Consider the following 23,827-nt stretch of genomic DNA (forward strand, 5'->3'; position numbering starts at 1 on the left):
TTCGCGAAGAAAGCCGTGGCCCGCTTGAGGATCTCCACGTCCTCGCGCAGCCGCCGGTTCTCCCGCCGCAGCGCGGCCAGCTCGGCCTTCTCGTCACTGCTCAGCCCGCCGTCCTCGCGGGTCCCGGCATCGCGTTCGGCCTGCTTCACCCACTCGCGCACGGCGGTCTCGGTCAGGTCGAAGTCCTTCGCGACCTGCGCGATCGAGCGGTCACCACGCCGGCACTGCTCGACAATCTCCGCCTTGAACTCCGGCGTGAACGCACGACGAGGACGCCGGGGCTTGTTCGAGCCCGTGGTCTTCATAAGGATATCCTTCCAGGGGCAAAACCCCTGATCTCAGGTGTCCGTCAAAACGGGTCAGGCCCACCCCTGCAGTAGATGACTGGGGCTCCCGTTGCACCAACGGATCGTTGGCCCACAGGTATCCCCAGGGACACGGCGGATCAGCGCCGTACGCAGTCCCGCCGCCTTCGCAGCAACGACGTCGTCGTTGTCGCGGTGGTCTCCGGCAGGAGCTGGCATCTGTCGCGCTACAACCACTGTCGGTCGTACAGAGCGTGCGACCACACGCCACCGCGACCAGACCACCCGATCCCAGAGCAGGGCTGCAAGTTCCATACTGCGCCGGCCCGTCCTAGGCGGCTTGATCAACGAGTACGAACCTGCAGTGGCTTGATCCGCAGGTCGGGCGCATTGAGCCAGGTTTGTCACCCCACAGGTCAACCGGGACCTCGCCGCTCCTACGACCGCGCTACCTCCGCCACCACGCTGTACTGGGTGTTTTGCCCGAGCATCTTCGTCAATTTCCTCAAATCACCGCTTCCTAACCTCGCGGATGGACGAGCCTCCGCGCTCTGGCGCACGCTTTGAGCATGTTCCTCCATTTTGGACCCTGTTCGCCTCACGGCGAGGAAGGAATGTGGATGAGGTTGGGTAAGGTCTTCAAGGCCGGCTCCGCCGCGATCGCTCTCGCGCTCGTGGTCACGGCATTCACTGCGGCACCGGCCAGTGCGGCAAGGCGGTGCCACTTCGCGGTCTCGACGAACAAGTACACCTGCGGCAACGCCGACACCATCCGGAAGCCGACGGACGTGATCGGCGCGCGACTCTTCACCGGCGGCAGCTTCACCGGCGACATGCTGACGGTCTGGATGCCGAGGCCCTGCAAGAAGGACGACAGGTACGACGGGTACATCCGGCTCGGTGACGGCTTCCAGAACTCGATCAGTTCGGTGCAGGGCTGGGCGGGCTGCTGGGTCTGGCTGCACTTCGCCGACGGAGAACGCGAAGGGCCGTACTGGAACGACGTGCCCGATGTCGGCACGCGGGCAAACGATCGTGCCACCCACGTCGGAATCAGCTGAGGGGGAGTGGATCCGATGAGGAATCGCTTGGCAAGGCTCGGATCGGTGCTGCTGTCCGCGCTGGTGATGGTCGGTGTGGCGGTGGCGGCCGCGCCGAGTGCGGCGGCGACCCACGAGGGCACGCCGACGTCCAGGGAACTGCTCAACGAGTGCAACGCGGGACGCACCACGAAGTGCGCCTTCCGGCCGGAGGGCATGTCGACTTACGCCGGGCCGCGGATGTTGGCCGGATCAGGGCAGAACTGCGGGTCGGGCACCGACGTCCGGGTGCTCCGCTGGGAGGCGTCGTCGACCACGACGAACTCCTGGGGTGTGGAGATCAGCGCGAAGTACAAGCTCGGCGAGGCGTTCGAGTCCAGCTTCACCACCACCTATTCGCGCCAATGGGGCTGGACGGACTCGCAGTCGGACGAGTACCGCGCCGAGCTCAAGCCGAGGACGAAGAAGGTGCTCTACGCCTCGAAGCTCAAGACCAAGGTGAGTGGCACCTGGGAGCTGAACTTCAAGAAGCGGTACAAGGGGCACTACATCTGGTACGTCAGCGGAGGTGAGGTCGCCGGTCAGACGAAGGGGTCGCCGTGGGACATCACCGCGAAGGAGGAGAAGGCGTCCTGTTAGCGGCCTGTTCAGGTCGGCGGGAACTGAAGGGGCACAGGTGGTCTCACGCCACCTGTGTCTCTTGGTAAGCACTGGGCGCGGACCGCCGGTCGGCTGGACGACCTGCGAAACGCGCTGAACATCACGACGTGTGCGCTGGTGGCTGAAACCCTGGGTGTTCAACGGGTTTCGCGCCAGCGCAACGCGGTGCTGCGGAGGTTCGGAACCATGAGCGGACGTGTCGCGATCGAGCTGGCAGCGGGGTTTGGTGACGGCCAGCGGAATCGGCTGGCCGCACCTGTCGGCGCCGCGGTGGAGATGGCGGTGGGGGTCGCTTTCCAGGTCGACGGTGGTGTCACCGAAGCCGTGGCGATCGCCTTTCGGGACGCGCTCCAGGCGGAGAGCGTGGTCGAGGGAGATCGGGGCCACGCATCCCTGCCGTCGAGGACTGTGGCTGAGGTGGCCGAGGTGTGCCGGACCGTCGTCGCCGGGCTGCGAGAGCCGCGGGTGTGGGTGGGGGTGGTGGCTGGTGACGCGAGGGCGGACGCTTCGGACCTGGTCGGCGTCGTCACCGCCCTGGAGCTGCCGCCTGGCGTGTACCGCCGCGAGGACGTCGAAGTCGAGTACGCGGCCGTCCGGTCGCGGGCGAGCGCCGCGGTGCTGCGGCGGCTGATCGCCCCGGTGATGGCGGTCGACGTGCTGAGGGGCACGCTGGCGGCGCTCATCGCGGAGGGGGGCAACCGGACATCCGCGGCGGAACGGCTGTTCATCCACCGCAGCACCATCGACTACCGGCTGGCGCGCATCGAGCAGCTGACCGGGCGTTGTCCTGTGACAGTGCGAGGGTTGAGCATCCTCACGGCGGCGTACGCGCTGTCGGTCGGCACGGGCTGAGGCTCACCAGGCCGCCGGTCGCTTCCGGTGCACGATGTCATTTGCGGAGAGGGCCGCGGCCAGCTTTCGCAAGCCGGGCATGGTTGTCGCAGGACATCCGGTCAGCCGCTCGACGCGGGCGAGCCGGTACTCCAGCGTGGTGCGGTGGATCCTCAGAGCGTTCGCCGCTTTGCTGCGGTTGCCGTTCGCCGAGACGAGCGCTTCGAGGGACGTGCGCAGCGACTGCTGTCGCACCACGGGGCGGATCAGCGCGAGCAGTGCCGCCACAGCCGCCTTGTCCTGCATCACCGCGTATTCCAGCACCACGTCCTCGACTTCGTACACCCCAGGTGCCCAGCGCAGGCCCACGACGATGTCGAGGACGGTCTGCACCTCCTCGCGGCCCTGCGCGACCTCATGCCGCCCGCACCAGGTGATCGCGAGTCGCGGTTCGCCGCCGAGGTGGTCGTGCAACCGCTGGCCCAGGTCCCGTGCGTGCTGTTCCACCCGTGCCGGAGCCAGCAGGTAGCCTGACTCGCGGTAGAGCAGGGACGTGACGTCCTGTCGTCCCAGGGCTTTCAGGGCGTCGTCCACCCGAGTGCACAGGTCGAGCGTGCCGGAGTGCGCGGCCACCACCGCGTACGCCTCCGCACCGGCCGGCGTCGGCACACCCCACAGCCGACACGCGGCCGCGACCTGCGGGGTTTCCTCGTCTCGCCCGCAGGCGCCGAGGAACCCGGCCAGCAGCGCGTGGGTGGCGGCTTCGCCGGTGGCGCGGGCCTTCTCTGCGAGCTGCGGCATCTCACCGGTGTGACTGCTGCCGGTGAGCACCGCGATCACCGCCTGCTCGGTGACGCGCTGGGCGGTGAGCAGCATCGGCGCGAGCGGGTGGTGTGCCAGCGCCCAGCCGCGTCCGAGCTCGTGCAGCCGTCCCAGGTCCGGCGCAGGCTCACGGCAAAGCGACTCCACAATGGACAAAGTGGCGCGATCCGGGTTCGTGGTGGTGCTCATCCTCACCGTCTGCGCGCCTGGAGCACTCCGCCGGTGGTGGCGATGGCCGCGACCACCACGAGCATCCCGCCGAGCCACGCCCACGTCGGCCGACTGCCGGCACTTTTGGACAAGGTGAACGTGAACTCGCCCGCCTTCGGGGAGGGTTCGCCGAAGTGGATGGCGTAGCGGACGACGTAGCCGCCCTCGGGACCGAGTGGCCGGAGAGTGGCGTCCAGGACGTTCGCGTCGATGCCCACTGCGCCGTCCTGCCACTGCTGACCGTCGGGACCGGTCACCGTCACGGTGTTCGAGCCCTCGGTGACCACCGGGCGGTCGAAAGTCAGCCGGATCGTCTCGGGCGCCTTGCCGACGGTGGCCTCAGCGGCGGGAGACGACGAGACCAGTTCGCCCGCCGCGCCAGCGGGCGGGAAGTGAACACCCAGGCTGAACAACAGCACTGCGATGAGTGCGCCGGTCTTCGTCACGGCAGTTTCCTCCGTCCGGGGCGGAACACGACGACCACGCCGACGATCACGACGAGTGCCAGCAGGGCGCCGAAGAGTGCGATCGTGGGCCAGTTGGGCAGGTTCCGGGCACCCCGGGTCACGTGACGTCCGTGGCCTGTGCCGGAGGGCTCGGCGAGCGCGATCTCCGGCGCCGGGTGCGCGGGCTCGGCGCCGCCGGACCGTTCGTCGGCCCAGTCGGTCGTGCCGCCGTCGGCGTAGACCTGCTTGGTCGGGAGCACGAGGGTGTCGGCGTTGGTGGGCAGCGGCCAAGCGGTGAAGGCGAACTCGTCGTACTGCTCGTCGCCGGGAGCGATGCCGGTGCCGTCGTCCGCGGTCCAGACGATCGCGGTGACGGTGCCGCCGGCGCCGCGGCTGATCGCCGCGCTCCAGCCTCTGACGGGCTTGGCGCGCACCCTGGTGAGGTCGTACCGGCCTGGGATCGTCACCTCCAGCCGGACGGTGGCCCGCTCCGCCTCCTCGTTCGGCACCCTGAGCACGATCGCGCCTTCGCCGCCCTTCTCCGGCTGCCCACCGTCCGCGTGCGCGGTGACGTGCGCCAGGGCCTGGCCCGGAGCCAGCAGTGCGGCGGCGGCCGCGACGAGCCAGACCAGAAGGTGTCGTGCGGGTCGTTTCCGAAAGCCTCGATCGAACACCGAATTCCTCGAATTCCGACGGGGGCGAGTGGGCTGTCGATATCGTCGCCGATTTCGAGACGACTGGGGCGAGATGGGGTGGTTTGCGGAAGTTTTCGCGCCTGAGGAGGAATGCGGCGTTGTCGCGGCAGAATTCAGGGCTGCGGCAAGGGCTCCTTTCGTACCTATTCGCAGATGGCAGGCGCCATGACCTGCGCCGGACTGCTCCAGCCGGAGCACCGCTGCTTGGAGTGGTCGAACCAGTCGTGGCCGAACTCGTGCGCGGCCAGCAGGGCACCGTCGCGGACCCCGGTGATGTAGAGGGTGATCCGCTGGCCCCGGCCCCAGTTGCAGCCGACGACCGTGGGGTTGTTGCCGCAGCCTTTGATGTAGCTGTTCGTGCACTCCACCGGGGTGCCGCCGCCCTCGGTCAGCCCGCTCCACGCGGCCGCGCCCTTCCGGATCGCCGCGGCATGACGCTGGCAGGAGCTGGTGAGGTGCCAGCTGCGCCGGTTCGGCGTGGGCCAGCCCGCCATCACCGCAGGAGCTTCACCGGTGGCGGCCCGACCGGCTTCGGTCTGGACGACCGAGATCGGATCACCCCGGGAGGCGTCCACCTGGAGGTTGGCGAACGGCAGGGCGGTGCCGATCCGGCCCGTCTCGAGGGCCTGGGTGACAGGGCTCAGCAATGCCGTGGCCGAGGCGGTCGAGAAGGCCAATCGGTATCGCAATAGGAGGTGTTTGTTCATTGTGCTGTCCTCACTGGCAGGGGTGACGCAGTGCTGCGCAGTGTTGCGACCGGAATGCGGAGGCGTCCACCGGCAATTTGTGAAATCCGCAGTGCACGGTGTGGAATCGTCGTGCGGCCAGCGGACGAACGGCCTTCTGCCACGAACCGCAGGTGCGCGGCGGCATGGGCACTCATGACGAATCAGCTGAAGAAGACCCTGAACGCATGAACAGATCACGGGGTGAGCGATGACAACCGGACAGCCGGCCGCGGGAGGAGCCTTCCGCGGACGGCCGTCGTGAGGCTGTCGATCAGCCGTTCGGGTTGAACGGGATGCCCGACGGCTTGGCCCGGCTCAGCTCGGTCGGCCACCTGCTGTCCCTCAGCGGGAAGTTGGCGTCGCCCCAGTCGGCGTTGTTCAGCTTGGTCCGCAGGTCGCCGCGGAGGTTCTCCCAGCTGACCAGGGCAGGCTCGTCCCAGCGCCCGTTGCCCCAGGCCTCCGGCTCCTCGTTGGCCCTGGCGAAGCGCATGATGTGCGTGCTGCCACCGTCCTTGTGGTAGATGGCCCTGACGCGGACGCCGGTCTTCGCCGGCACGTCGTTCCACGCCTTGGTCTCGTACTGGCCATGCCGGGACACGGAGACGAACGCCGGCGTCGGCTTGCCCTGTGGCACCCAGACCACCACGCCCTCCCAGTCGTGGCGGTGTGACGTCGGCGTGCAGCCCGCGCAGCTCATGTCCTTCTCGAAGTACAGGGCATAGCTGATCGCGCACCAGTTGTTGTTGCACTTGGCCCGCGAGTACGTGTTGGCCTTGCCGAGGTGGTCCTTGCGGCACTGGCCGGTCACCGGTCCGGTGTCCTTGAGACCGCCGTTGAGGTTGCCGTTGGCGTCGATGGCCGCGGCGGGGAGACAGCCGTCGCCGTCGTAGTCGAACAACGGCTGGAACGTGCGCTGGAACGAGGTTGCGTTCGCTGGCAACGGCGTCAGCACGGCGGCCGACGCGTTGTTCGTCGCCGTGATCGTCAGGAGTGCGGCACTGCCCACCACCAAGAGCGCCTTGGTGAAGCGAGAAGTGAATCTGGTCATTGTTGCAGGGAACATGCGCTGTGCTCTCCGGTTGTTCGGTGTGTGTCACGGCTTGGCATGCCGGAACCGAGCCTATGGAGCGGGAAGAGGATGTCAACGCTCGTACGTCCGGTTGAGTCCACTTGAGATGGTCAGGCGCGTTTTTTCCTCGGCGCAACCAGGAAGCCTGGTTCCCTCTCGCAGGCGGCACGCCGTCGAATTGGTCGAACCCGCCTCGCCTGTGTGGTTCGGCGACTTCATCGGCGCCTGCACGGAACCACCGCGGCACGCTCGCCGACCTGCTGTTCGGTGAGGACGGACTGCGCCTGCACATCGCGTGTACGACATCGGCGGCTCCTCGGTGCGCTTCCGGTGGACTGGCACCTGCCGCCGGATTGATGGGTGGCTGCACCCCGGCACAGTCCGCGTCAACGGCCTCGTCGCGGAGCGCTGAGCCGCAAGTCATCGACGGTCGGCGCCACGTCGCCGGACGTGGTGGCCGCGACGAGCCTGCGGTCGAGACGCACACCGAAGGCGGGGCGAGCGCCGGCCGACGAGGACAGCGGTGCGCACGAGCGGGAGCAGGACGCCACGTCGCAGAGCCGCGGCGGGTGCGAGATGTGTTGTGGTGCGTTCTGGAAAGCGTTTTCCGCCTGAAGGGTCGATCAGGACGGTCGTTCGACGGAAAAACTTTCGAACAACATCGAATCGGGCTCTCTCGTCCTTGACGCCTTTCGCGAGCCCGTGCGACGTTCACCGCGTCCGGGTGAAGTGGTCCAGCTTCGCCCCGGTGATCGAGAAGGGCGTGTCTTGAGCATCCTGCTGCACGAGCCCGCACCCGCACTCGACGAGGTCGTGCCGCTCGGAATGACGGCCTGCTGCCGCTCGACTCGCGTGCCGACGGGACGGCCGGTCCACAGTGGATGGACGACGTTCGCCGACGGCGTCGACCGCACCTCGCAGACCACGCGGGACGGGCGGCTTCTCGCCGTCTTGCTCGACCAGCCGCGCTGCGTCAGGACGCCGGCAGCGTCCCCGGTGTGGCCGGTGGCGTGGTCAGGACCGTGGTGTCGCCGACGTGGACGTGGCGTGGAGGACGAATGTGGCGTGTCCGGTGGACGCGGCGCGGTCGTGGAGTGCGTTGAGCCAGGTGGCAGGGTCCTGCTGAGCGGTGCGTGGATCGGCGGCAGGGCTATGCACCGCACCGTTCGCCTGCGCGCTGCCGCTGCGGAGATTGGGCTGCGCCACAGCCGTCGTTTGAGCGGGCCTCGGTTGTGCACGTTCACAGTGCTGGTGGATTATGAGCCGTGTTCGTGGCACGAGATCGGCATCCCGGCGTACTGGAATCGAGGCGGGCTGGACCTATTCACTGTGCTCAAGACGCCCAGGGCTCAGCTGTCCTACATCGGGATGACGGTCAACCGTCAATGTGCACGTTCCCATCGCAGGTGGTGAACGAAGGTCTGGTCCGCTCATAAAGTTGTCGAATTGCTTCAACACACGGAGGTGCCGACGTGGTCACCATCGCGGATGTGGCTAGGCATGCCGGCGTGGCGCCGAGCACCGTCTCGTACGTGCTGACTGGGAGGCGGTCCATCTCTTCGGAGACCCGCGCCAAGGTCAAGGAGAGCGTCCGGCTGCTGGGGTATCGCCCGCAAACCGGGGTCAGGACGCTCCCGGCCAACAGGACGAACGTGGTGGCTTTGGTGCTGCCGCTGCGACCCGGTGTGCATCTGCCGGTGCTGATGCGGTCTGTGACGGCGACCGTCGCCAGCGCCCGCGAGAACGGCATGGACGTGCTGCTGCTGACCGCGAACCAGGGGGCGCAGGGTCTGCGCAGGGTGGCGGCCAGTGCCCAGGTTGACGGGTTCCTGGTGATGGACGTGGGGCTGGACGACGACCGCGTGCCGCTGCTGCGGCAGATGTCCAGGCCGTCTGTCCTCATTGGACGACCGGCGGCGGTCAACGGGCTGACCTGTGTGGACCTCGACTTCGAGGCCGCCGGAGCGAAGTGCGTTGACCATCTGGCCGACCTCGGCCATCGTTACATCGGGTTCCTCGGCGCGCCGAGTGTGGTGTACCAGCGCAACACCGGCCACGCGCAGCGCACGATGACGGGGTTCGGTGCCGCCGCCATGCGGCGCGGGATCGCGTCTACCGCGCTGCCCGTCGAGAACGACTACGAGTCGGTGCTGACCGCGGTGCGGTCGTTGCTGCGCACGCAGCCCGCGATGACCGCGATCGTCGTGCACAACGAGGCGGCGCTCGGTTGGGTCGCGGGAAGTCTGCGGACGCTGGGGCGCAGGGTGCCCGAGGACGTGGCCGTCGTGGCGATCTGCCCGGACGAGCTCGCGGAGCAGCTGCGGCTGACGTCGGTGCAGCTGCCTGCGGAGGAGCTGGGGCGGCGGGCGACGGAGTTGCTCGTGTCCCGGCTGAACGGCCTTCCGGCGCCATCGCTGACCCTGCTGCCGCCGAAGCTGTCCTGCCGTTCGAGCACCGCTCCGAGGCTGCGCCGGGCCTGAGGACCGTGCTACGACCTGACCGACGTGATCCGGTATCCGCCGCAGGAGGAAGTTCTTCCGCTCCGTGTTGGATCGGGACGGCCCGCGTTGACGCTGTGCGCGTTCCCGGCTTGGCTTGAACGGCCGGGCCGAGGGTCAGTCGCGGTACTCGCGCGACGGCTTGCCCCTGCTGAGGGCGTACAGCAACTGGCCCAGCAGGAAGGGCGAGATCATCGCGATGACGATGGCTCCTGCGGTGGTCATGCGTCGACGGTAGTTCCGCGCCGCCCTGTCGGACATGCGAGGAATGAGGAAAACCGTCGTGACGCCACCAGGGCCTTCTCGCTGCAACACACCTTCGCGTTGTGTCTGCTCACGCCGACCTCGCCGCTGCGCCGGCCGGACTAAGATCACCTTCAAGGGAAGGGGCTGAACGGCGTACCGGGACGTGGGTCGAGCCGGTCGGAGGAGCGGCATGGCGGTGGAGTCCGGTCGAGCCCGGGATACCCGGCTCCCGCTGGGCCGGCGCGCTCAGGTGGAGCTGGTCCGGAGCAGGGTGCGGGAGGCGGCCGCGGGCCGGCCGGGGCTGCTGGTGGTGCGTGGCGCGGACGGCATCGGGAAGTCGGCTCTGCTCGCCGCGGTGTGCGAGGACCTGCGCGGCGAGGCGGAGGTGCTCAGCGGGGTCTGCGGTGCCGAGCGCGCGCCCTACTCCGTCGTGCGTTCCCTGTTCGGCGGCGCTGCCGACGAGGTGCTGGCAGCGGAGCATGACGAGCACGGCCGTCGGCGCCGGTTGCTGAAACTCGCCGCTGCACGCGCGGGCGCGTTGCCGCTGGTGGTCGTGATCGACGACGCGGACCGGTGCGACGGCGCGACGGCCCGCTGGCTCGGTCTGCTGGCGCGGCGGGCGAGAGCGGGCCGGCTCTTCTTCGTGCTCGCCCACCGAGTCGCCGACCGCATGGCAGCGGACGTGGTGTTCGGGGAACTGGCCGGTGCCCTCGACACCACCGTGATCGAACTCGGTCCGCTGGGGGCGCCGGACGTGCGCGAGCTGATCCGGCGGCGGTTCGGCGCCGAGCCGCACGAGGAGTTCCTGCGGGCCTGCCTGGAGCTGTGCAACGGAGTTCCCGGTACGACGCTGGCGTGCCTGGCGAGGATCGCCGAGGAGGGTGGACGGCCCGGCGAGCAGTGGGCGGGGCGGCTGCGCGAGGTTTCGGTCGCCTCGTGGTCCTCCTGGTTCGGTCAGCAGGCTGAGCAGGTTCTCCGCTACGCCACCGCGGTGGCGGTCATCGGCACCGACGGGCCGGACGCCACCGGAGCGTTGTTCGAGCTGTCCGCGGCGGCCGTCTCCTCGGCGCGCGGGACGCTGCGGCTGTCCGGTGTTCTCACCGAGCACGGGACGTTGCGCTCGGAGTCGTTGCGAGCACACCTGCTGGACACGCTCGAACCGGAGGAACTGGCCGGGTTGCGGCTCAGGGCGGCGCGCCTGCTCAGCGACGAGGGGAAGCCCCGACGTGAGGTCGCCGACCAGCTCGCCGCACTGCCGGTCGTCTCCGAACCCTGGATGGCCGCGATCCTGCGGGAAGCGGCGCGCGAGTGCGGGGGCGCGCCCGAGGCAGCCGTGCGGTACCTGCGTCGTGCGGTCGAGGCGGTGCCCGGTCACATCGGCATGAGGCTGGAGCAGGCGAACCTGCTCTACGAGGTGGACCCCGTGGCGGCGGGAAAGGTCTACGCGGAGGTGCTCCGCGACATCTCGGATGCCGAGGAGCGCGCGTTCGCCGCGGCTCGGTACGGAGCCGCCTCGCTGCGGACGTCCCAGGTGACCGAGGCGTTCCGCGACCTGGTCGGCGAATGGCGCGCGCTGCCCGCCACCGCCGATCCCGAGGTGCGCGCGGTGGTCGAGGTGCTCGTGCTCATGGTGGGGCTGGGCGGTGTGGCCACCACGGCCGACGCGCTGTGCCACGCGCGCGAGATGGTGCCACCCACCGAGGCCAGGTCGCGGTTCGCGAGGCGTCTGGTGCAGCAGCTGGGCCGGGCCGAGATGTGGCGCGGCGAGTCGGTCGGCCGCACACTCGCGTTGACGAGGTCGTCGCTGCCGCAGCCGGGCACGGTGCACGACTGGTGGGACACCTGGGCCGCCGCGTCGCTGCACTTCTGCGGCGAACTCCCGGAGGCGGCCGCCGTCACCGGCAGGGTGCTCGCCTCGGCCGCGGAACGAGGTGACGAGTCGAGCCACGTGGTGACCCACGCGCACCTCGCGCACCTGCGGCTCGACCTCGGCGAGCTGGCGGACGCGGCCGCCCACGCCGAAGAGGCGATGGCCTACCCGCTGGGCGGCGAGCACACCGCGGCGGGAAGGCGGGCGCGGGCGATGCTCGCCACGGTGTGCGCGCGCAACGCCGACGACGAACGCGCGAACGCACTGCTCGAGGTGTTGCCGCACATGCGTGAACCCCAGGTGCATCTCCAGGCCTCGATGGTGCGGGCTCTCCTGCTGCGCAACTCGGGGCAGCCGGAAGCGGCGCTGGACCGGCTCCGCCAGTGTGGCGAGGACCTGGGCGCGATGGACATCCGGAATCCGCTGTTCCTGCCGTGGTGGCTCGACGCCGTGGCGCTGCTCGCCGAGCTCGGTCGCCTGGACGAGGCGGCCGAGCTCGCGTCGTTCGGCGAGGCGGGAGCGGCGCGGTGGAACACCGCACCCGCGCAGGCCCACGCCGCACTGGCCCGCGGGCTCGCCACCGGCGACGCCACGACGCTGGAGGACGCCGCGCGGCGCCTGGAGGCGGCGGGTTACCGCCTGCGCCAGGCGGAGGCGCTGACCGCGCTCGGGCTCGCGTTGTCGCGCGCGGGCGACGACAAGGGCGCACGCAGGCACCTGCGCAGGGCCGTGGGCGTGGCCGTCCGCTGCGGTGCCACTGGTGCGGCAGCGGTGGCAAGAGCCGCGCTCGTGCGGGCCGGCGGCCGGATGAGCGAACTGTCCACGAAGGACGTTCTGACCGGCGGCGAGCGGCGGGTGGCGGAACTCGCCGCCCTGGGCCTGACGAACAGGCAGATCGCCGACGACCTCTTCGTCGCCGTGCGGACCGTGGAGAGCCACCTCTCCAACGCTTACCGCAAACTGGGTGTGCAGACCCGCGCGGACCTCGCCGCGCGGCTGCGATGAGGCGGCCACCGTGCCCGCCGAACTGCTGGACCGCGCCGCCGAACTGGCCGCGCTGGAGCGCGCGGTGACCACCCTCGTCGCCGGCCAGCCGGCGCTGGCGGAGATCAGCGGCGGCAGTGGCAGCGGCCGCAGCGCGTTGCTGGCGCGCGCGGTCGACCTCGCTCGCGGGGCGGGAGTGCTGGTGCTGACGGCGAACGGACTGCCCCTCGTGCCGCGCGCCGATCACCGGATCGTGGGGGAGGTGATGGCGCAGATCGGCGGAGGTCAGGCGGGGGCTGCCGCGGGTTCGATTGCCGCGGGCCTGCCGGAACCAGGCGCAGGCCCGGCCTCCGCGCACCTGCCGGGGGCGGTCGCAGGTCTGGACGCTGCGGCCCTGGGAGCGCCCTCGGACACGGCCGTCGCGGACCTGTTCGCGCCGCCGTGGCCGGGCGTCACACCGGCCGAGGCGCTCCTGGCTGTGCTGGAGCTGGCGCGGATCAGGCCGGTGCTGCTCGCCATCGACGACACCGATGGGTACGACGAGCGGTCACGGGCGTGGCTCACCCGGCTCGGCGAGCGGGCCGGCGCCGGCGGCCGGGCGATCGGGATCGTCCTCGTCACCGGGTTGGGGCGACGGGTGCTGGCGGAGGCGGTGGTGCTGACCGCGCGCCCGTTGCCGCGGGACGCGGTGGCGGAACTCGCGGCGCGCCGGTGGCCGGTGAGCGAGAGCATGGCCGGCGAACTGCACCGGAGCACTGGCGGGTTGCCCTCCGTGCTGCACGCGGTGCTGGACCGGCTGGAACCCGGGCTGCCCGCCGGCGACCTGGCCGAACCCGCGGCGCGGGCCGACGATGGGGCGGCAGCCTTCGGTGACGACCTGGCGGAACTGGCCGCGGAGGCGTTCGGCGACGTCGTCGTGCGGGCCCTCGCCGGTCTTCCGGACGAGGCGGCCCAGCTGCTGCGGGCGATGGCGCTGTGCGGGCCGCGGCTCGACCTCGACCTGGCCTGTGCGGTGGCGGGGCTGCGAGAGCTCGGGCGTCGCCGGGCGCTGGAACTGCTCGCCGCGGCCGGGCTGATCAGCGGTGAGCCGCCGATACCGGTGGGCGGAGTGACAGCCGACGGGTTGCTGGCGGGGCTCGCGTCCGAGGCTCGCGACGAGCTGCACCTCCGCGCCGCGCGGCTGGCCTACCTCGGTGCCGCCGACGTGGAGGAGGTGGCACGGATCCTGGCGTCGGCGCCACCGCTCGGTGAGCCGTGGGTGGTCCCGGTGCTGCGCCTCGCCGCCGGGCGTGCGGTGGCGCGGGGTGAGCCGGAGGCGGCGGTGCGGTGTCTGGAACGGGCACTGCGTGAACCCTGCGACCCCGGCACGGAGGCGCGGCTGGTGCTGGAGATAGCGTTGGCGGAAGGACTGCACGCGCCGGAAGCGGGCGACCGCAGGCTCGCCAGGATGTTGCTGGAACGCAGGCCGCCGGAGTGCGCGCGAGTGCACCTCGCCGCGGCGGACCAGCTCTTCGCGCGTGGCGACGCCGCCCTGGCGCGGCGCACGTTCGGCGCGATGCCGGCTGCTGGCGTGGAACGCGACAGCGCCACCGCGATGTACTGGCTGGTCGACGACGCGCCGCTGGAGGTCCCGGAGCTCGGGTTGCTCGACGCGGCACCGCTCCCTGTCGCGCCACCGGAGCCGGAGCGAGCGGGAGCGGTGGCGTGGCTGCACGTCGCGCGGGGCGCGGACGCCGCACTGGCGAGGGACCTGGCCCGCAGCGCGCTCGCGGCCCCGGCGGCGGTGCTGGTGCCGAGGATGCACGCCGCGTGCGCGCTGGCGTTCACCGGTGACCTGGACGAGGGCGTCGCCGGACTGGACGACGTGGTGGCCGAGGCACGTGATCGTGGCCTGCGCGCGGTGGTGAGCCAGTCGCTCGCGGTGCGGGCCAAGCTCATGCTGGCCGCGGCCAGGCTGGGCGAGGCGCGGGCGGACGTGGACGCCGCACTGGCCGCGCTGCCGTTGCACCACTGGCACCCGGACGGACTGCCTCTGCTGGTCGGCGTGGACGCCGAGCTCAGCCTGGAGGACGGGTTCGTCGGCCGGGCGGAGGAACTGGTCGCATCCGTACCCGGCCACGAGACGGGGTTCGGGTACGGACGGGCGCTGGTGACACACGTCCGGGCGGAGCTCGCACTCCGGCGCGGAGATGCCGGCACCGCGTACGCCCTCGCCGAGGAGTGCGGACGACGCATGCTCGCGAGGAGGTGGCGCAATCCCGCGACGCTGCCGTGGCGTTCGGTGGCCGCACGGGCCGCGTTCCTGCTGGGCCTCGACGAGCAGGCCGAACTCCTGTGCTCCTACGAGATCAGCAGCGCCCGCGCGTGGGGTGTGCCGGGAGTGCTCGGCATGGCGCACCTCGGTCGTGCGGCAGTGTCGGGTGATCGTCACGACGTCACCGAGGCGGTGCGGCTGCTGCGGACCTCGCCGTATCGGCTGGCGTACGCGACCGCGTTGCTCGAGCTCGCCGAGCTCACCCCGGCGGGTGACGCGCGACCGCTGGTGTGCGAGGCCGCCGGGATCGCGGTGCGCGGCAGGGCCGCCGCCCTGCTCGCCAGGGCACGGCGACTCGGATGGGAGCCCGGTTCATGACGAGGGGGTGCACCGCGGTGGTGCTGTTCGAGCGGGACGGCGAACTGGCCGTGGTGGGCGGTTCGCTGCGGCGGGCGGCGGCCGGTGCGGGCAGCGTCGTCGTGGTGACCGGCCCGCTCGGCAACGGCAAGACCGCCCTGCTGCGCGCGCTGGCGCACCATCCCCAGGCGCGGGGTTTCGCGGTGCTCCGGGCTTCGGCGTCGCTGGTGGAACGGGACTTCCCGCAGGGCGTCGTCCTGCAGCTGCGGGAGGACGGCGTGGACCTCGGTGACGACCTGCCGCTGCTGGTGCTCGTGGACGACCTGCAGTGGGCGGACGACGAGTCGCTCGTGGCTCTCGAACGCCTCGCCGCACGGGCCGCGCACCGCTTGGTCGTGCTGGTCGTCGCGGTCCGCGAGGGAGATCCGTGCGCGGACCGGCCAGGTGTGGTGTCGATCGTCGCGGGCGCCACCCGCCGGATCAGGCCGAAACCGTTGCTGCTCAACGGATCCGCCGCGCTGCTGCGGTCGCGGCTGGGCCGTGCGTGCGACGACGAGTTCGTGCTCGCCTGCCGCGAGGTGACCGGGGGGAACCCGATGCTGCTCACGGCGCTCGCCCTCGCGTGGAGTGCCGGCGGTCTGCCACCGGTGGCGGCCAACGCCGGCGCTGTCCGCGCGATGCCGCCCACCTGGGCCCGCGATCGCCTGGTCGCCTGCGTCCGTACGCAGGACGAACCCGCGCGGGCGATGCTCCGAGCGCTGGCCGTGCTGGGCAGCGGGCTGTCCGACGCGGCCGCGCTGGCTGGGCTGGACCGCGCCACAGCACGTCACGTGACCAGGTCACTGCGCCGGCTCGGCCTGCTCTCCACCTCCGGGTTCGCCCATCCCGGTGTCCGCGCCGCCGTCGAGGAGACGATGACGGCGCGGGAACTGGAGGAGACGCAGATTCGGTCAGCTCGGTTCCTGCACGACAGCGGCAGGCCCGCCGAGGAGGTCGCCCACCAGCTCCTCGGGATCACCCGCCCGCTGGGGCCGTGGGTGGTCGAGGTCCTGCGCGTCGCCGCGGACACCGCACTGCGTTCGGGTTCGCCGGAGAGCGCCGCGCGCTGGTTGCGGCGGGCGTTGCTGGACACCTCGGCCGACGGCGAGGACCGCGCCAAGGTGCTCGTGGATCTCGCCACGGCGGTGCGGGGGTTCGACGTGCAGGCCGCGGTGCGCAGCATCTCCTACGCGGTGCCGTTGCTGCGCGAGCCACGTGACCGCGCCGCGGCGCTGATCCGGCTCACGCCCGCGGTGATGGGCAACGCGCCGGAGGCGGTGCTGTCGCTGCTGAGACGGGCCGGTGCCGAACTCGGTGACCCGGCCGGGCTCGACCCGGTCGGCCGTGAGCTGGCGCTGCGGGTGGAGGCACGGGTGCGGTACGCGGGCTCGACCGAACGCGCCGAGCTGGCCCGTGCCGCGGCCCGGTTGACCGGCATCGGCCCGGACGCCCCCATGTCGACGGGTGCCGAGCGGGAACTGCTGGCCGTGCTCCTGCACTCGGCGACGATCAGCGTCGGCAAACCCGCCGACGAGGTGGCGGTCCTGGCCGCACGGCTGCTGGACCACGAACCCGCGTTCAGCCCGCACAGCCTCTCCTGCGCACCGCTGCTGGTCAGCTGTCTGGCGGCGGCCGACGCGCCCGGCGTCACGACGAGGTGGCTCGACCAGGCCCTCGAGACCGCCAGGAGCCGCGGCGACAGCGCGGACGAGGCGATGATCCGCAGTGAACAGGCGCTCGCCCACCTGGTGTCCGGTCAGGTCGAGGCGGCGACCCTGGCGGCAGCGGACGCCGTGGCTCTCGGCGCGGGCGACCGGAGCGCCGTGGGCACCTCCGCCGCGGTGGTGCTGGCGGGCGTGGCGCTGCAACTGCGTGATCCCGTCCTGACCGACCAGGCGCTGAACTTCGCCGTGACCGTGCCCGTGGACGACTGCCTCTCCGCCGTGATGGGCCTGCTGCAGGCGTCGAGCGCGGCACTGCGCGGCGATCTGCCGGGTGCCGCGATGACGCTGATGGAGTGCGGTGTGCGACTGGACCGGTCGGGCTGGCGCAACCCCGTGCTGTACCCGTGGCGGTCCGCGCTCGCCCTGATCAAGAACCGGCTCGGCGAGACGGAGGAGGCTATCGCGCTCGCCGAGGAGGAACGGCTGATCGCGCAGGACTGGGGCGCGCCGTCGGGCGTCGGCCGTGCCTGGCGGGTGCTGGGGGCGGTGACGGGTGGCGCCCCTGGCACCGAGATGACCTGCCGCGCCGTCGAGGTGCTGGAGGAGTCCGCGCACGCGCTGGAGCTCGTACTGGCGGTGCGGCAGCTGGCCCGGTTGACCGGCCACGAGGACCTGTGGCGCAGATGTCTCGGCATCGCGGAGGAGATCGGCGCCGACATCATCGCCGCGCAGGCGCGTACCGCTCTGGGCGGCGAGACGCGCACCGGCGAGGGAACCAGGCTGACGCCGTCCGAGCGCCGGGTCGCCCAGCTGGCGGCGGACGGCAGGTCGAACCAGGAGATCGCCGACGAGCTCGCCGTCACGCCCCGCACCGTGGAGAAGCACCTCACGAACACCTACCGCAAGCTGGGCGTCAGCCGCCGCACCGAACTGGCCGCCGCACTCCGCCGCGTCGCGGCGGACCCCGCCTGACCCGCGGCCGATCCGCGCTCACAGGCCGGTCACCGCACCGGTGGCGGTGTCGATGCTGATCCGCTGGTGCCACGACATCGTCACGGTGGTGCGCGTCGGGAACCTCAGCGGCAGCCACACGTACTGCGACTCGTTGACCGGACGGTTCCACGCCCCCGCCCAGCGATCGCCGAGGTACAGGTACGACGTGGCCGACGTGCCCTGCACGGGCTGCACGTACGCGGTCTGGCTGCGGTAGCCGGTCGAGTCGCCGAGGTTCGACAGGCCGCTCCACGTCCCGGTCATGCTGGTCGCGGTCGCGTACTTCTGCTGGTTGGGATTCCAGTAGGTCGAGCCCGAGGTGACCATGAAGTAGACGCCGTCGCGTTTGAAGACGGCGGGAGACTCGCGGGACGAGCCGCGCCACAGCGTCCGCACCAGTGAGCTGATGCCGGTGTAGTCGGCGTTGAGCCGGTACAGGTTGAGGTCGGCGTTCTCGCGTGCGGCGGAGACCATGTAGGCCGTGCCGTCGTCGTCCCTGAACAACGTGATGTCACGGGACATGTGCTGACCGAGCGGGCGGAAGCTGCTGCGGTACGTGTAGTTGCCATCCACTGTGGACGAGGTGGCGACGGCGGCGCGGGCCTCCGTGTAGTCCCTGCCGTTCTCCTTGTGCATCCACATGACGAACTGGCGGGTGGTGCTGTTGTAGACGACCTTCGGGCGTTCGATGTTCGCCCGGCCGAGCTCGGCCGCCGAGGAGGTGGTGAGGACGTTGTTGCGGAACTCCCACGTCTTCAGGTCCGCTGACCGGTAGACCGACACGGCCTTGAACGTGTTGTCGGCGTTGCGGTTCTCGCCGAACCAGTAGTAGTACGAGCCGACCTTGATCATGCCACCGCCGTGGGCGTGCACGACCTTGCCGGACGTGTCGGTGAACTGGGTGCCGTTCGTCGCCGTCACCGGTGCCGCCAACGCGCTGAGGGGGACGGTGAGCAGCGCGCACACCAGCAGGGCAACGCCGGGTAGCCGTCGCATCGCGGCTCCTTCCGGAAGCTGTGGGACGAGGACGAACTGACCCCGGCGCCGCCACGCCGGGGTCAGCGGCTGGTGACGCTCAGCGCAGGTGACCGGCCAGCGGCAGGTTCAGCTCGCGCACGCCCTGGATCACGAGCCCCGCCATCTCCGCGGCACCGCGCGCGGAGAAGTGGGTGTTGTCGCCTGCCTCCTTGGTCAGGTAGAGCGCCTGGGAGGCCGACGGTCCCATCGACTCGACGAGGGCCTTGCTCTTCGCGGTCAGGTCGATCACCGGCACGTTCGCGCTGCGGCCCAGCGCCCTGATCACCGCGGGCAGGTCGGCGCCGACGCTGTTGACGTGCAACGCGGTGGAGGTCAGCTTGTCACCGTTGAACAACCTGCGCACCGGCGGTGTCATCAGCACCGGGACACCGCCGCGTTCCCGGACACCGCTGACCAGCTTGCCGAGGTTGTCCCGGAAGGTGTTCGCGCTGGTGGCCTTGTCGTTGTGCCCCAGCTGGATGAACACCAGGTCCTTGCTCTTGATCAACGGCTTCATCGTCGGGAACAGCGCGCGGTTGGACAGGAAGCTGCCGGAACTCTCGCCCGAGTCGCCGTAGTTCGCGATCACGGCACCTTCGCGGACCCGCGTGGGAAGGTACTGGCCCCAGCCGGTGTAGGGCGCGGCCGGCTGGTCGCAGACGGTCGAGTCACCGGCCAGGTAGACCACCAGCGGGGCCTGGGTGGGCGTAACGGTCAGCGCGCCGATCGCGGGAGCGTTGCCGCCGAACGTGATCTGCAGGCCCGGCGTGCCGTTGCCGCCCTGGCCGGTGGGTTGTCCCTCCGGGTTGCGGACGTTGACGGTGGCCTTCATCCGGACGACCTGGCCCGAGCTCGTGGAGACGGCGGTGAAGATCTGCCTGCGCGCTTCCACCGACATCGAGGTGTTGGCGGCCTTGCTGGTGCTGCCGAGCTCCACCGTGACGTCGTAGTTGCCGGGGGCGACGTTGAAGCTGCACCTGATCGGCGCCGAGCCGGCGCACTGCGGTGGCAACGCGGCCGCCGAGGGGATCGGGATCAGCACGACCGCGTTCAGTGCGGCGGTGAGGACCACGAGACGCTTGAGGGACAACGGATACTCCTGTCACACGTTGAGGAAGCCGTCCATGGCCGCGGTCGGACGGCGGTTGCTGTCCCAGGCGGTCATGTTGTAGCCGGTGAAGGGCGGATAGCCCTCCGGCTCCCAGAAGAAGGTGCCGAGACCGCCGAAGGACTTCGTGCCGCTGATGAACTGGCGCAGCCCGTCGCGCACCGTGCCCGCGTTGCCGCGCGGCCCGCCGTACTCGACGTGCATGATCGGCTTGCCGTAGGTGGACTGGATGGACCGCATGTTGCCGATGATCGGCTGCACGTTGCTGCCCTGGGCGTAGGACGACAGCCCGGTGATGTCCCACTTGCCGCCGTTGCCGCGGTAGGCGTTGAAGAACCGCTGGATGCTGTCCATCTTCTGCGGCTGCGCCAGGTGCACCATGACCGGCGTGGCCGGGAAGACCTGTTTGGACACGTCGTACGCGCCGTTGAGCAGGCCGGTCATCTGGGCCGGCTTGCCGACGCTGCCGACAGGGGTGCAGATACCGCTGTTCTGCTCGTTGCCGATCTTCACCCAGCCCGGCGTGACGCCGCCGGACCTGAGCAGCTTCAACGAGTCCTCGACGTACCTGCGCAACGTGTCGCGCAGCTGTGGGTAGCTCATGTTCGCCCACGCCTTGGGCGGCTTCTGCACGCCGACCGAGTTCCACGTGTCACCGAAGTGGAAGCCGAGCAGCACCTGCAGGCCCGCGTCCCGGCAGCGCTGCGCCATCTTCACGGTCTCCTGGATGCTGCAATGGCCGTCGGTGGGGCTGTTCGAGGGGTTCACCCAGGTGCGCAGGCTGATCGCGGTGATGCCGTAGCTCTTGAGGATGGTGAACAGGTCCTGCCGCTGGCCCGACTTGTTGAGCCAGTAGTAGCCGTTCGCCTCCATCTGCGGCATCCAGCTGATGTCCGCGCCTTTCACGAACGTCGCGGCGGACGCCTGGGGTGCCGTGCCGAGCGCGAGGGCACCGGCCCCCGCGGCCGCGCCGATCATCAGGCTGCGGCGGGAGATTCCGGTCATGCGTGAGCTCCTGCCGTAAAGGAAATCGGAACAGGCTTCTGTGAACGTGCACAGTGCTTGATGTGCACCATCTACGACGATAGAACCGCAACCGGGAGATCGTTTCAAGAGCAAGAATGTCGAATCGTGGGAACGTGCACAATCGAATTGGGTCGAATTTCGCGCAATTCGTCAAGAATTGTCAAGCTGACTCGCGGACCACGAGCTCGGTCGGCAGGATGACCGTCGCGGGGCCCTCGCCGGCGATCTGGGCGAGCAGCTGGCGCACCATCATCTCGCTGAGACGGCTCCAGTGCTGGCGGATCGTCGTGAGCGGGGGCTGGGCGGCGGTCGCCGCGGGTGAGTCGTCGAAACCGCCGACAGCGATGTCATCGGGCACGCGCAGGCCCGCTCGCTGGATCGCCGCCAGTGCGCCGGCGGCCATCAGGTCGGAGGCGACGAACACCGCGTCGATGTCCGGCGCCGCGGCCAGCAGCTGCTGCATGCACGCCTCGCCGCTGGCCCTGCTGTAGTCGCCGGTCGCCACCAGTCGCTCGTCGTAGGGGATGCCCTGGTCGGCGAGCGTGTCGCGGTAGCCCTGCAGCCGTTCGAGCCCGCCCGGCATGTCCTGCGGTCCCGCGATGGTCGCGACCCGGCGGCGCCCGGACTCGATCAGGTGGCGCACCATGGTCCTGGCGCCCTCGAGGTCGTCGGAGGCCACATAGGACAGTGGGCCGCGCTCACCGAGGGGCTTGCCGCAGCACACGAACGGCAGGTTCGCCCGGCGCAGGTGCTCGATCATCGGGTTGCCGCGGTGCGACGAGATCAGCAGCACGCCGTCGACGTGGTGCGCCGACAGGAACGGCAGGATGCGGCGGCGTTCGGCCTCGGTGCCCGCGGTGATCAGGATGAGCGGGATGTCGTGCTCGCCCAGCGCGGTCGTGCACCCGGTCAGCAGCGTGGTGAAGTTGGGGTCGGCGAACAGCCGGTCCTGGGTCTCCGAGAGCAGGAACGCGACCGAGCCCGCCCGCTGCGTCACGAGGCTGCGGGCGGCCCGGTTCACGACGTAGCCGAGTTTGCGGATGGCGGCGTCGACGGCCTCCCTGGAAGCCGGGCTCACGTTGTGCCCGCCCTGCAGGACACGCGACACGGTGCCACGGGAGACCCCGGCGTGCGCCGCGACGTCGATGATCGTCGGCGGTCGCTGGGCACGTTCCCGTCGTCGTGGCGCTGTGTCCGTCATGAACCCTCATCTGCTCCGGCTGGTGGTCAAGACTTTACGACTCCCGACAGCAGATCGACGCGCCAGTAGCGCTGCAGGCCCAGAAACAGCGCGATCAGGGGAACGATCGACAGCAGCGCGCCGGTGATCACGAGGGTGTAGAGGGCCGGTCTGCTCGCGCCCTGCTGCAGCAGGCTGTAGAGCCCGACGGTGACCGGGAACGTCGAGTCGTCGGCGAGCATGACGTAGGGCAGCAGGAAGTTGTTCCAGATGGCGACGAACTGGAACAGGAAGATCGTCACCAGGCCGGGCAGCATCATCGGCCAGGCGATGGAGGTGAAGAGCCGCACCTCCCTGGCCCCGTCCACGCGGGCGGCCTCCAGCACCTCGTCGGGCACCGCGGCGGCGGCGTACACGCGGGCCAGGTAGATGCCGTACGGGCTGAGGATGCCGGGCAGCAGCACCGACCAGTACGTCCCGGTCAGGTCGGCCTTCGCGAGCAGCAGGTACTGCGGCACGGCCAGCGTGATCGGCGGCATCAGCACGCCGGTGAGGATCGCGGTGAAGATGACGCCGCGCCCGCGGAAGTCGAACTTGGCGAGTGCGTATCCGCTGACGGCCGACACCGCGGCGGACAGCAGCGCGCCCACCCCGGCGTACAGCCCGGAGTTGAGCATCCACCGCCAGTACACCCCGTCGCGGTAGGCGGTGAGCTCGGCCAGGTTGTCCAGCAGGCCGCTGCCGGGCAGGAACGTGAAGGTGCTGAACAGCTCACCACGGCTCTTGGTGGCCGCCATGAGCACCCAGAGCACGGGAATCAGGCAGTACACCGCGCCCAGCAGCAACACGAGCGTCGGCAGCCACGCCGTGCGGCGCTTCACGAGCCGGCCCCTCTGCCGGCGAGCTTCAGGAAGCTGAACGACAGCAGGAGCGTGACCGCCGCGATCACCACGGCCGTCGCGGCGGCCGCGGACATGCCGCCCTGCACGAAGGCGTCCCGGTAGACCTTCATGTACGGACTCCAGGTGAAGGTGAGCGAGTTGGTGAGCGGCCGCAGCGTCATCGGTTCGGCGAACACCTGCAGAGTCGCGATCGTCGAGAAGAAGAACGTGAGCACGAGCGACGGCCTGATCAGCGGGATCTTGATCCGCCACGCGATCTGCGCCTCGGAACAGCCGTCCAGCCGCGCCGACTCGTACAACTCCGGCGGGACGGCTCGCAGCGAGGTGTAGATGACGATCATGTTGAAGCCCGTGCCGCCCCACACCGCGATGTTGGTGAGCGCGAGGAACAGGCCGTTGCCGTGCAGCAGGTCGGGCCCGTTCCACCCGGCCGCGTGCAGCAGGAAGTAGCCGGGGCTGACGCTGGGCAGGTAGAGGAATCCCCACAGCAGCGAGGCGACGATGCCGGGCACCGCGTAGGGCAGGAAGATCGCGAGGCGGGAGAACGCCCGCAACCTCGTGCGCGGCACGTCCAGCAGCAACGCGAACAGCAGCGCCAGCCCGAGCATCGTCGGCACGAGCATCGCCCCGTACCGCAGCACCCGGCCGGCGCCCGCGAGGAGCTCGGGGTCGGCCAGTGCGTCGGCGTAGTTGCCGAGCCCCGCCCACACCTCCTCACGGGCGCCGCGGCCGAGGCCGAGGCCCTTCACCTGGACCGTGTGCAGGCTCAGGTACACCGCGTAGCCGATCGGCAGCGCGAAGAACAGTCCGAAGAGGATGATCGCGGGCGTGAGGAATCCGTACGGCACCAACCGTCTGGTGCGCGCTCCAGGAGAAGACACGA

The 23,827-nt window shown here is 70.4% G+C and carries 19 protein-coding genes; 7 read left to right on the top strand and 12 right to left on the bottom strand.

Annotated features, from left to right (window positions below; all coding sequences use genetic code 11):
- On the bottom strand, positions 1 to 305 hold a 305-nt coding region (locus ACWEIJ_RS45435; RefSeq protein WP_449843519.1), incomplete at its 3' end, for a transposase.
- Positions 306 to 925: 620 nt separating this feature from the next.
- Here ACWEIJ_RS45435 and ACWEIJ_RS45440 point away from each other — a divergent pair.
- The 3 genes from ACWEIJ_RS45440 (at position 926) to ACWEIJ_RS45450 (ending at position 2,857) form a co-directional block, all read left to right on the top strand.
- The gene (locus tag ACWEIJ_RS45440) at positions 926 to 1,366 is read left to right on the top strand and encodes a hypothetical protein (RefSeq protein WP_449843520.1); all 441 of its coding nucleotides are present in this window, start codon (positions 926 to 928) and stop codon (positions 1,364 to 1,366) included.
- A 15-nt stretch (positions 1,367 to 1,381) separates the two neighbouring features.
- Entirely contained in the window at positions 1,382 to 1,984 is a 603-nt protein-coding gene (locus tag ACWEIJ_RS45445) for a hypothetical protein (RefSeq protein WP_449843521.1), read from the top strand.
- A 207-nt stretch (positions 1,985 to 2,191) separates the two neighbouring features.
- Positions 2,192 to 2,857, top strand: a complete 666-nt coding sequence (locus ACWEIJ_RS45450) for a helix-turn-helix domain-containing protein (protein ID WP_449843522.1) — start codon at positions 2,192 to 2,194, stop codon at positions 2,855 to 2,857.
- Between the two features lie 3 nt (positions 2,858 to 2,860).
- On the opposite strand, the gene ACWEIJ_RS45455 is transcribed toward ACWEIJ_RS45450, so the two are convergent.
- The 5 genes from ACWEIJ_RS45455 to ACWEIJ_RS45475 form a co-directional block, all read right to left on the bottom strand.
- Positions 2,861 to 3,847 carry a PucR family transcriptional regulator gene (locus ACWEIJ_RS45455; protein WP_449843523.1) on the bottom strand — a complete coding sequence of 329 codons (987 nt, stop codon included), beginning with the start codon at positions 3,845 to 3,847 and terminating at the stop codon, positions 2,861 to 2,863.
- Positions 3,848 to 3,849: 2 nt separating this feature from the next.
- Complete coding sequence (locus ACWEIJ_RS45460) at positions 3,850 to 4,314, bottom strand: copper resistance CopC family protein (RefSeq protein ID WP_449843524.1); 465 nt, start codon at positions 4,312 to 4,314, stop codon at positions 3,850 to 3,852.
- Positions 4,311 to 4,988, bottom strand: coding sequence for a YcnI family protein (locus ACWEIJ_RS45465; RefSeq protein ID WP_449843525.1), 678 nt, complete (start codon positions 4,986 to 4,988; stop codon positions 4,311 to 4,313). The genes ACWEIJ_RS45460 and ACWEIJ_RS45465 overlap by 4 nt, the downstream gene beginning before the upstream one ends.
- Before the next feature lie 164 nt (positions 4,989 to 5,152).
- Positions 5,153 to 5,698: a hypothetical protein gene (locus tag ACWEIJ_RS45470; protein WP_449843526.1), complete on the bottom strand. Its 546-nt coding sequence runs from the start codon at positions 5,696 to 5,698 to the stop codon at positions 5,153 to 5,155.
- A 310-nt stretch (positions 5,699 to 6,008) separates the two neighbouring features.
- The gene (locus tag ACWEIJ_RS45475; RefSeq protein ID WP_449843527.1) at positions 6,009 to 6,785 is read right to left on the bottom strand and encodes an NPP1 family protein; all 777 of its coding nucleotides are present in this window, start codon (positions 6,783 to 6,785) and stop codon (positions 6,009 to 6,011) included.
- A gap of 1,511 nt (positions 6,786 to 8,296) precedes the next feature.
- Here ACWEIJ_RS45475 and ACWEIJ_RS45480 point away from each other — a divergent pair.
- From ACWEIJ_RS45480 to ACWEIJ_RS45495, 4 genes are all read left to right on the top strand, one after another.
- Entirely contained in the window at positions 8,297 to 9,286 is a 990-nt protein-coding gene (locus ACWEIJ_RS45480) for a LacI family DNA-binding transcriptional regulator (RefSeq protein ID WP_449843528.1), read from the top strand.
- Positions 9,287 to 9,740: 454 nt separating this feature from the next.
- Positions 9,741 to 12,425, top strand: a complete 2,685-nt coding sequence (locus tag ACWEIJ_RS45485; protein WP_449843529.1) for an AAA family ATPase — start codon at positions 9,741 to 9,743, stop codon at positions 12,423 to 12,425.
- Entirely contained in the window at positions 12,385 to 15,036 is a 2,652-nt protein-coding gene (locus ACWEIJ_RS45490; protein WP_449843530.1) for an AAA family ATPase, read from the top strand. The genes ACWEIJ_RS45485 and ACWEIJ_RS45490 overlap by 41 nt, the downstream gene beginning before the upstream one ends.
- Positions 15,033 to 17,690, top strand: coding sequence for a LuxR C-terminal-related transcriptional regulator (locus ACWEIJ_RS45495; RefSeq protein ID WP_449843531.1), 2,658 nt, complete (start codon positions 15,033 to 15,035; stop codon positions 17,688 to 17,690). The genes ACWEIJ_RS45490 and ACWEIJ_RS45495 overlap by 4 nt, the downstream gene beginning before the upstream one ends.
- Positions 17,691 to 17,708: 18 nt before the next feature.
- Here the strand turns inward: ACWEIJ_RS45495 and ACWEIJ_RS45500 are convergent, their stop codons facing one another.
- From ACWEIJ_RS45500 to ACWEIJ_RS45525, 6 genes are all read right to left on the bottom strand, one after another.
- Positions 17,709 to 18,707 carry a family 43 glycosylhydrolase gene (locus ACWEIJ_RS45500; RefSeq protein ID WP_449843532.1) on the bottom strand — a complete coding sequence of 333 codons (999 nt, stop codon included), beginning with the start codon at positions 18,705 to 18,707 and terminating at the stop codon, positions 17,709 to 17,711.
- Positions 18,708 to 18,786: 79 nt separating this feature from the next.
- A complete protein-coding gene (locus ACWEIJ_RS45505; RefSeq protein ID WP_449843533.1) occupies positions 18,787 to 19,818 on the bottom strand; it encodes a rhamnogalacturonan acetylesterase in 1,032 nt (343 codons plus the stop codon).
- A gap of 12 nt (positions 19,819 to 19,830) precedes the next feature.
- The gene (locus ACWEIJ_RS45510) at positions 19,831 to 20,841 is read right to left on the bottom strand and encodes a glycosyl hydrolase 53 family protein (RefSeq protein ID WP_449843534.1); all 1,011 of its coding nucleotides are present in this window, start codon (positions 20,839 to 20,841) and stop codon (positions 19,831 to 19,833) included.
- Between the two features lie 181 nt (positions 20,842 to 21,022).
- Positions 21,023 to 22,063, bottom strand: coding sequence for a LacI family DNA-binding transcriptional regulator (locus tag ACWEIJ_RS45515; RefSeq protein ID WP_449843535.1), 1,041 nt, complete (start codon positions 22,061 to 22,063; stop codon positions 21,023 to 21,025).
- 26 nt (positions 22,064 to 22,089) lie between these two features.
- Positions 22,090 to 22,923: a carbohydrate ABC transporter permease gene (locus ACWEIJ_RS45520; RefSeq protein ID WP_449843536.1), complete on the bottom strand. Its 834-nt coding sequence runs from the start codon at positions 22,921 to 22,923 to the stop codon at positions 22,090 to 22,092.
- The gene (locus ACWEIJ_RS45525) at positions 22,920 to 23,825 is read right to left on the bottom strand and encodes a carbohydrate ABC transporter permease (RefSeq protein WP_449843537.1); all 906 of its coding nucleotides are present in this window, start codon (positions 23,823 to 23,825) and stop codon (positions 22,920 to 22,922) included. The genes ACWEIJ_RS45520 and ACWEIJ_RS45525 overlap by 4 nt, the downstream gene beginning before the upstream one ends.
- Positions 23,826 to 23,827: the final 2 nt, after the last annotated feature.

The sequence above is a fragment of the Lentzea sp. NPDC004789 genome, assembly GCF_053601075.1.

Bases quoted from the DNA above. Each gene is read 5' to 3' on its own strand.
- ACWEIJ_RS45445 (WP_449843521.1), top strand. From the start codon at position 1,382: ATGAGGAATCGCTTGGCAAGGCTCGGATCGGTGCTGCTGTCCGCGCTG.
- ACWEIJ_RS45450 (WP_449843522.1), top strand. From the start codon at position 2,192: ATGAGCGGACGTGTCGCGATCGAGCTGGCAGCGGGGTTTGGTGACGGC.
- ACWEIJ_RS45515 (WP_449843535.1), bottom strand. From the start codon at position 22,063: ATGACGGACACAGCGCCACGACGACGGGAACGTGCCCAGCGACCGCCG.
- ACWEIJ_RS45495 (WP_449843531.1), top strand. From the start codon at position 15,033: ATGACGAGGGGGTGCACCGCGGTGGTGCTGTTCGAGCGGGACGGCGAA.
- ACWEIJ_RS45500 (WP_449843532.1), bottom strand. From the start codon at position 18,707: ATGCGACGGCTACCCGGCGTTGCCCTGCTGGTGTGCGCGCTGCTCACC.
- ACWEIJ_RS45485 (WP_449843529.1), top strand. From the start codon at position 9,741: ATGGCGGTGGAGTCCGGTCGAGCCCGGGATACCCGGCTCCCGCTGGGC.
- ACWEIJ_RS45440 (WP_449843520.1), top strand. From the start codon at position 926: ATGAGGTTGGGTAAGGTCTTCAAGGCCGGCTCCGCCGCGATCGCTCTC.
- ACWEIJ_RS45455 (WP_449843523.1), bottom strand. From the start codon at position 3,847: ATGAGCACCACCACGAACCCGGATCGCGCCACTTTGTCCATTGTGGAG.
- ACWEIJ_RS45475 (WP_449843527.1), bottom strand. From the start codon at position 6,785: ATGACCAGATTCACTTCTCGCTTCACCAAGGCGCTCTTGGTGGTGGGC.
- ACWEIJ_RS45510 (WP_449843534.1), bottom strand. From the start codon at position 20,841: ATGACCGGAATCTCCCGCCGCAGCCTGATGATCGGCGCGGCCGCGGGG.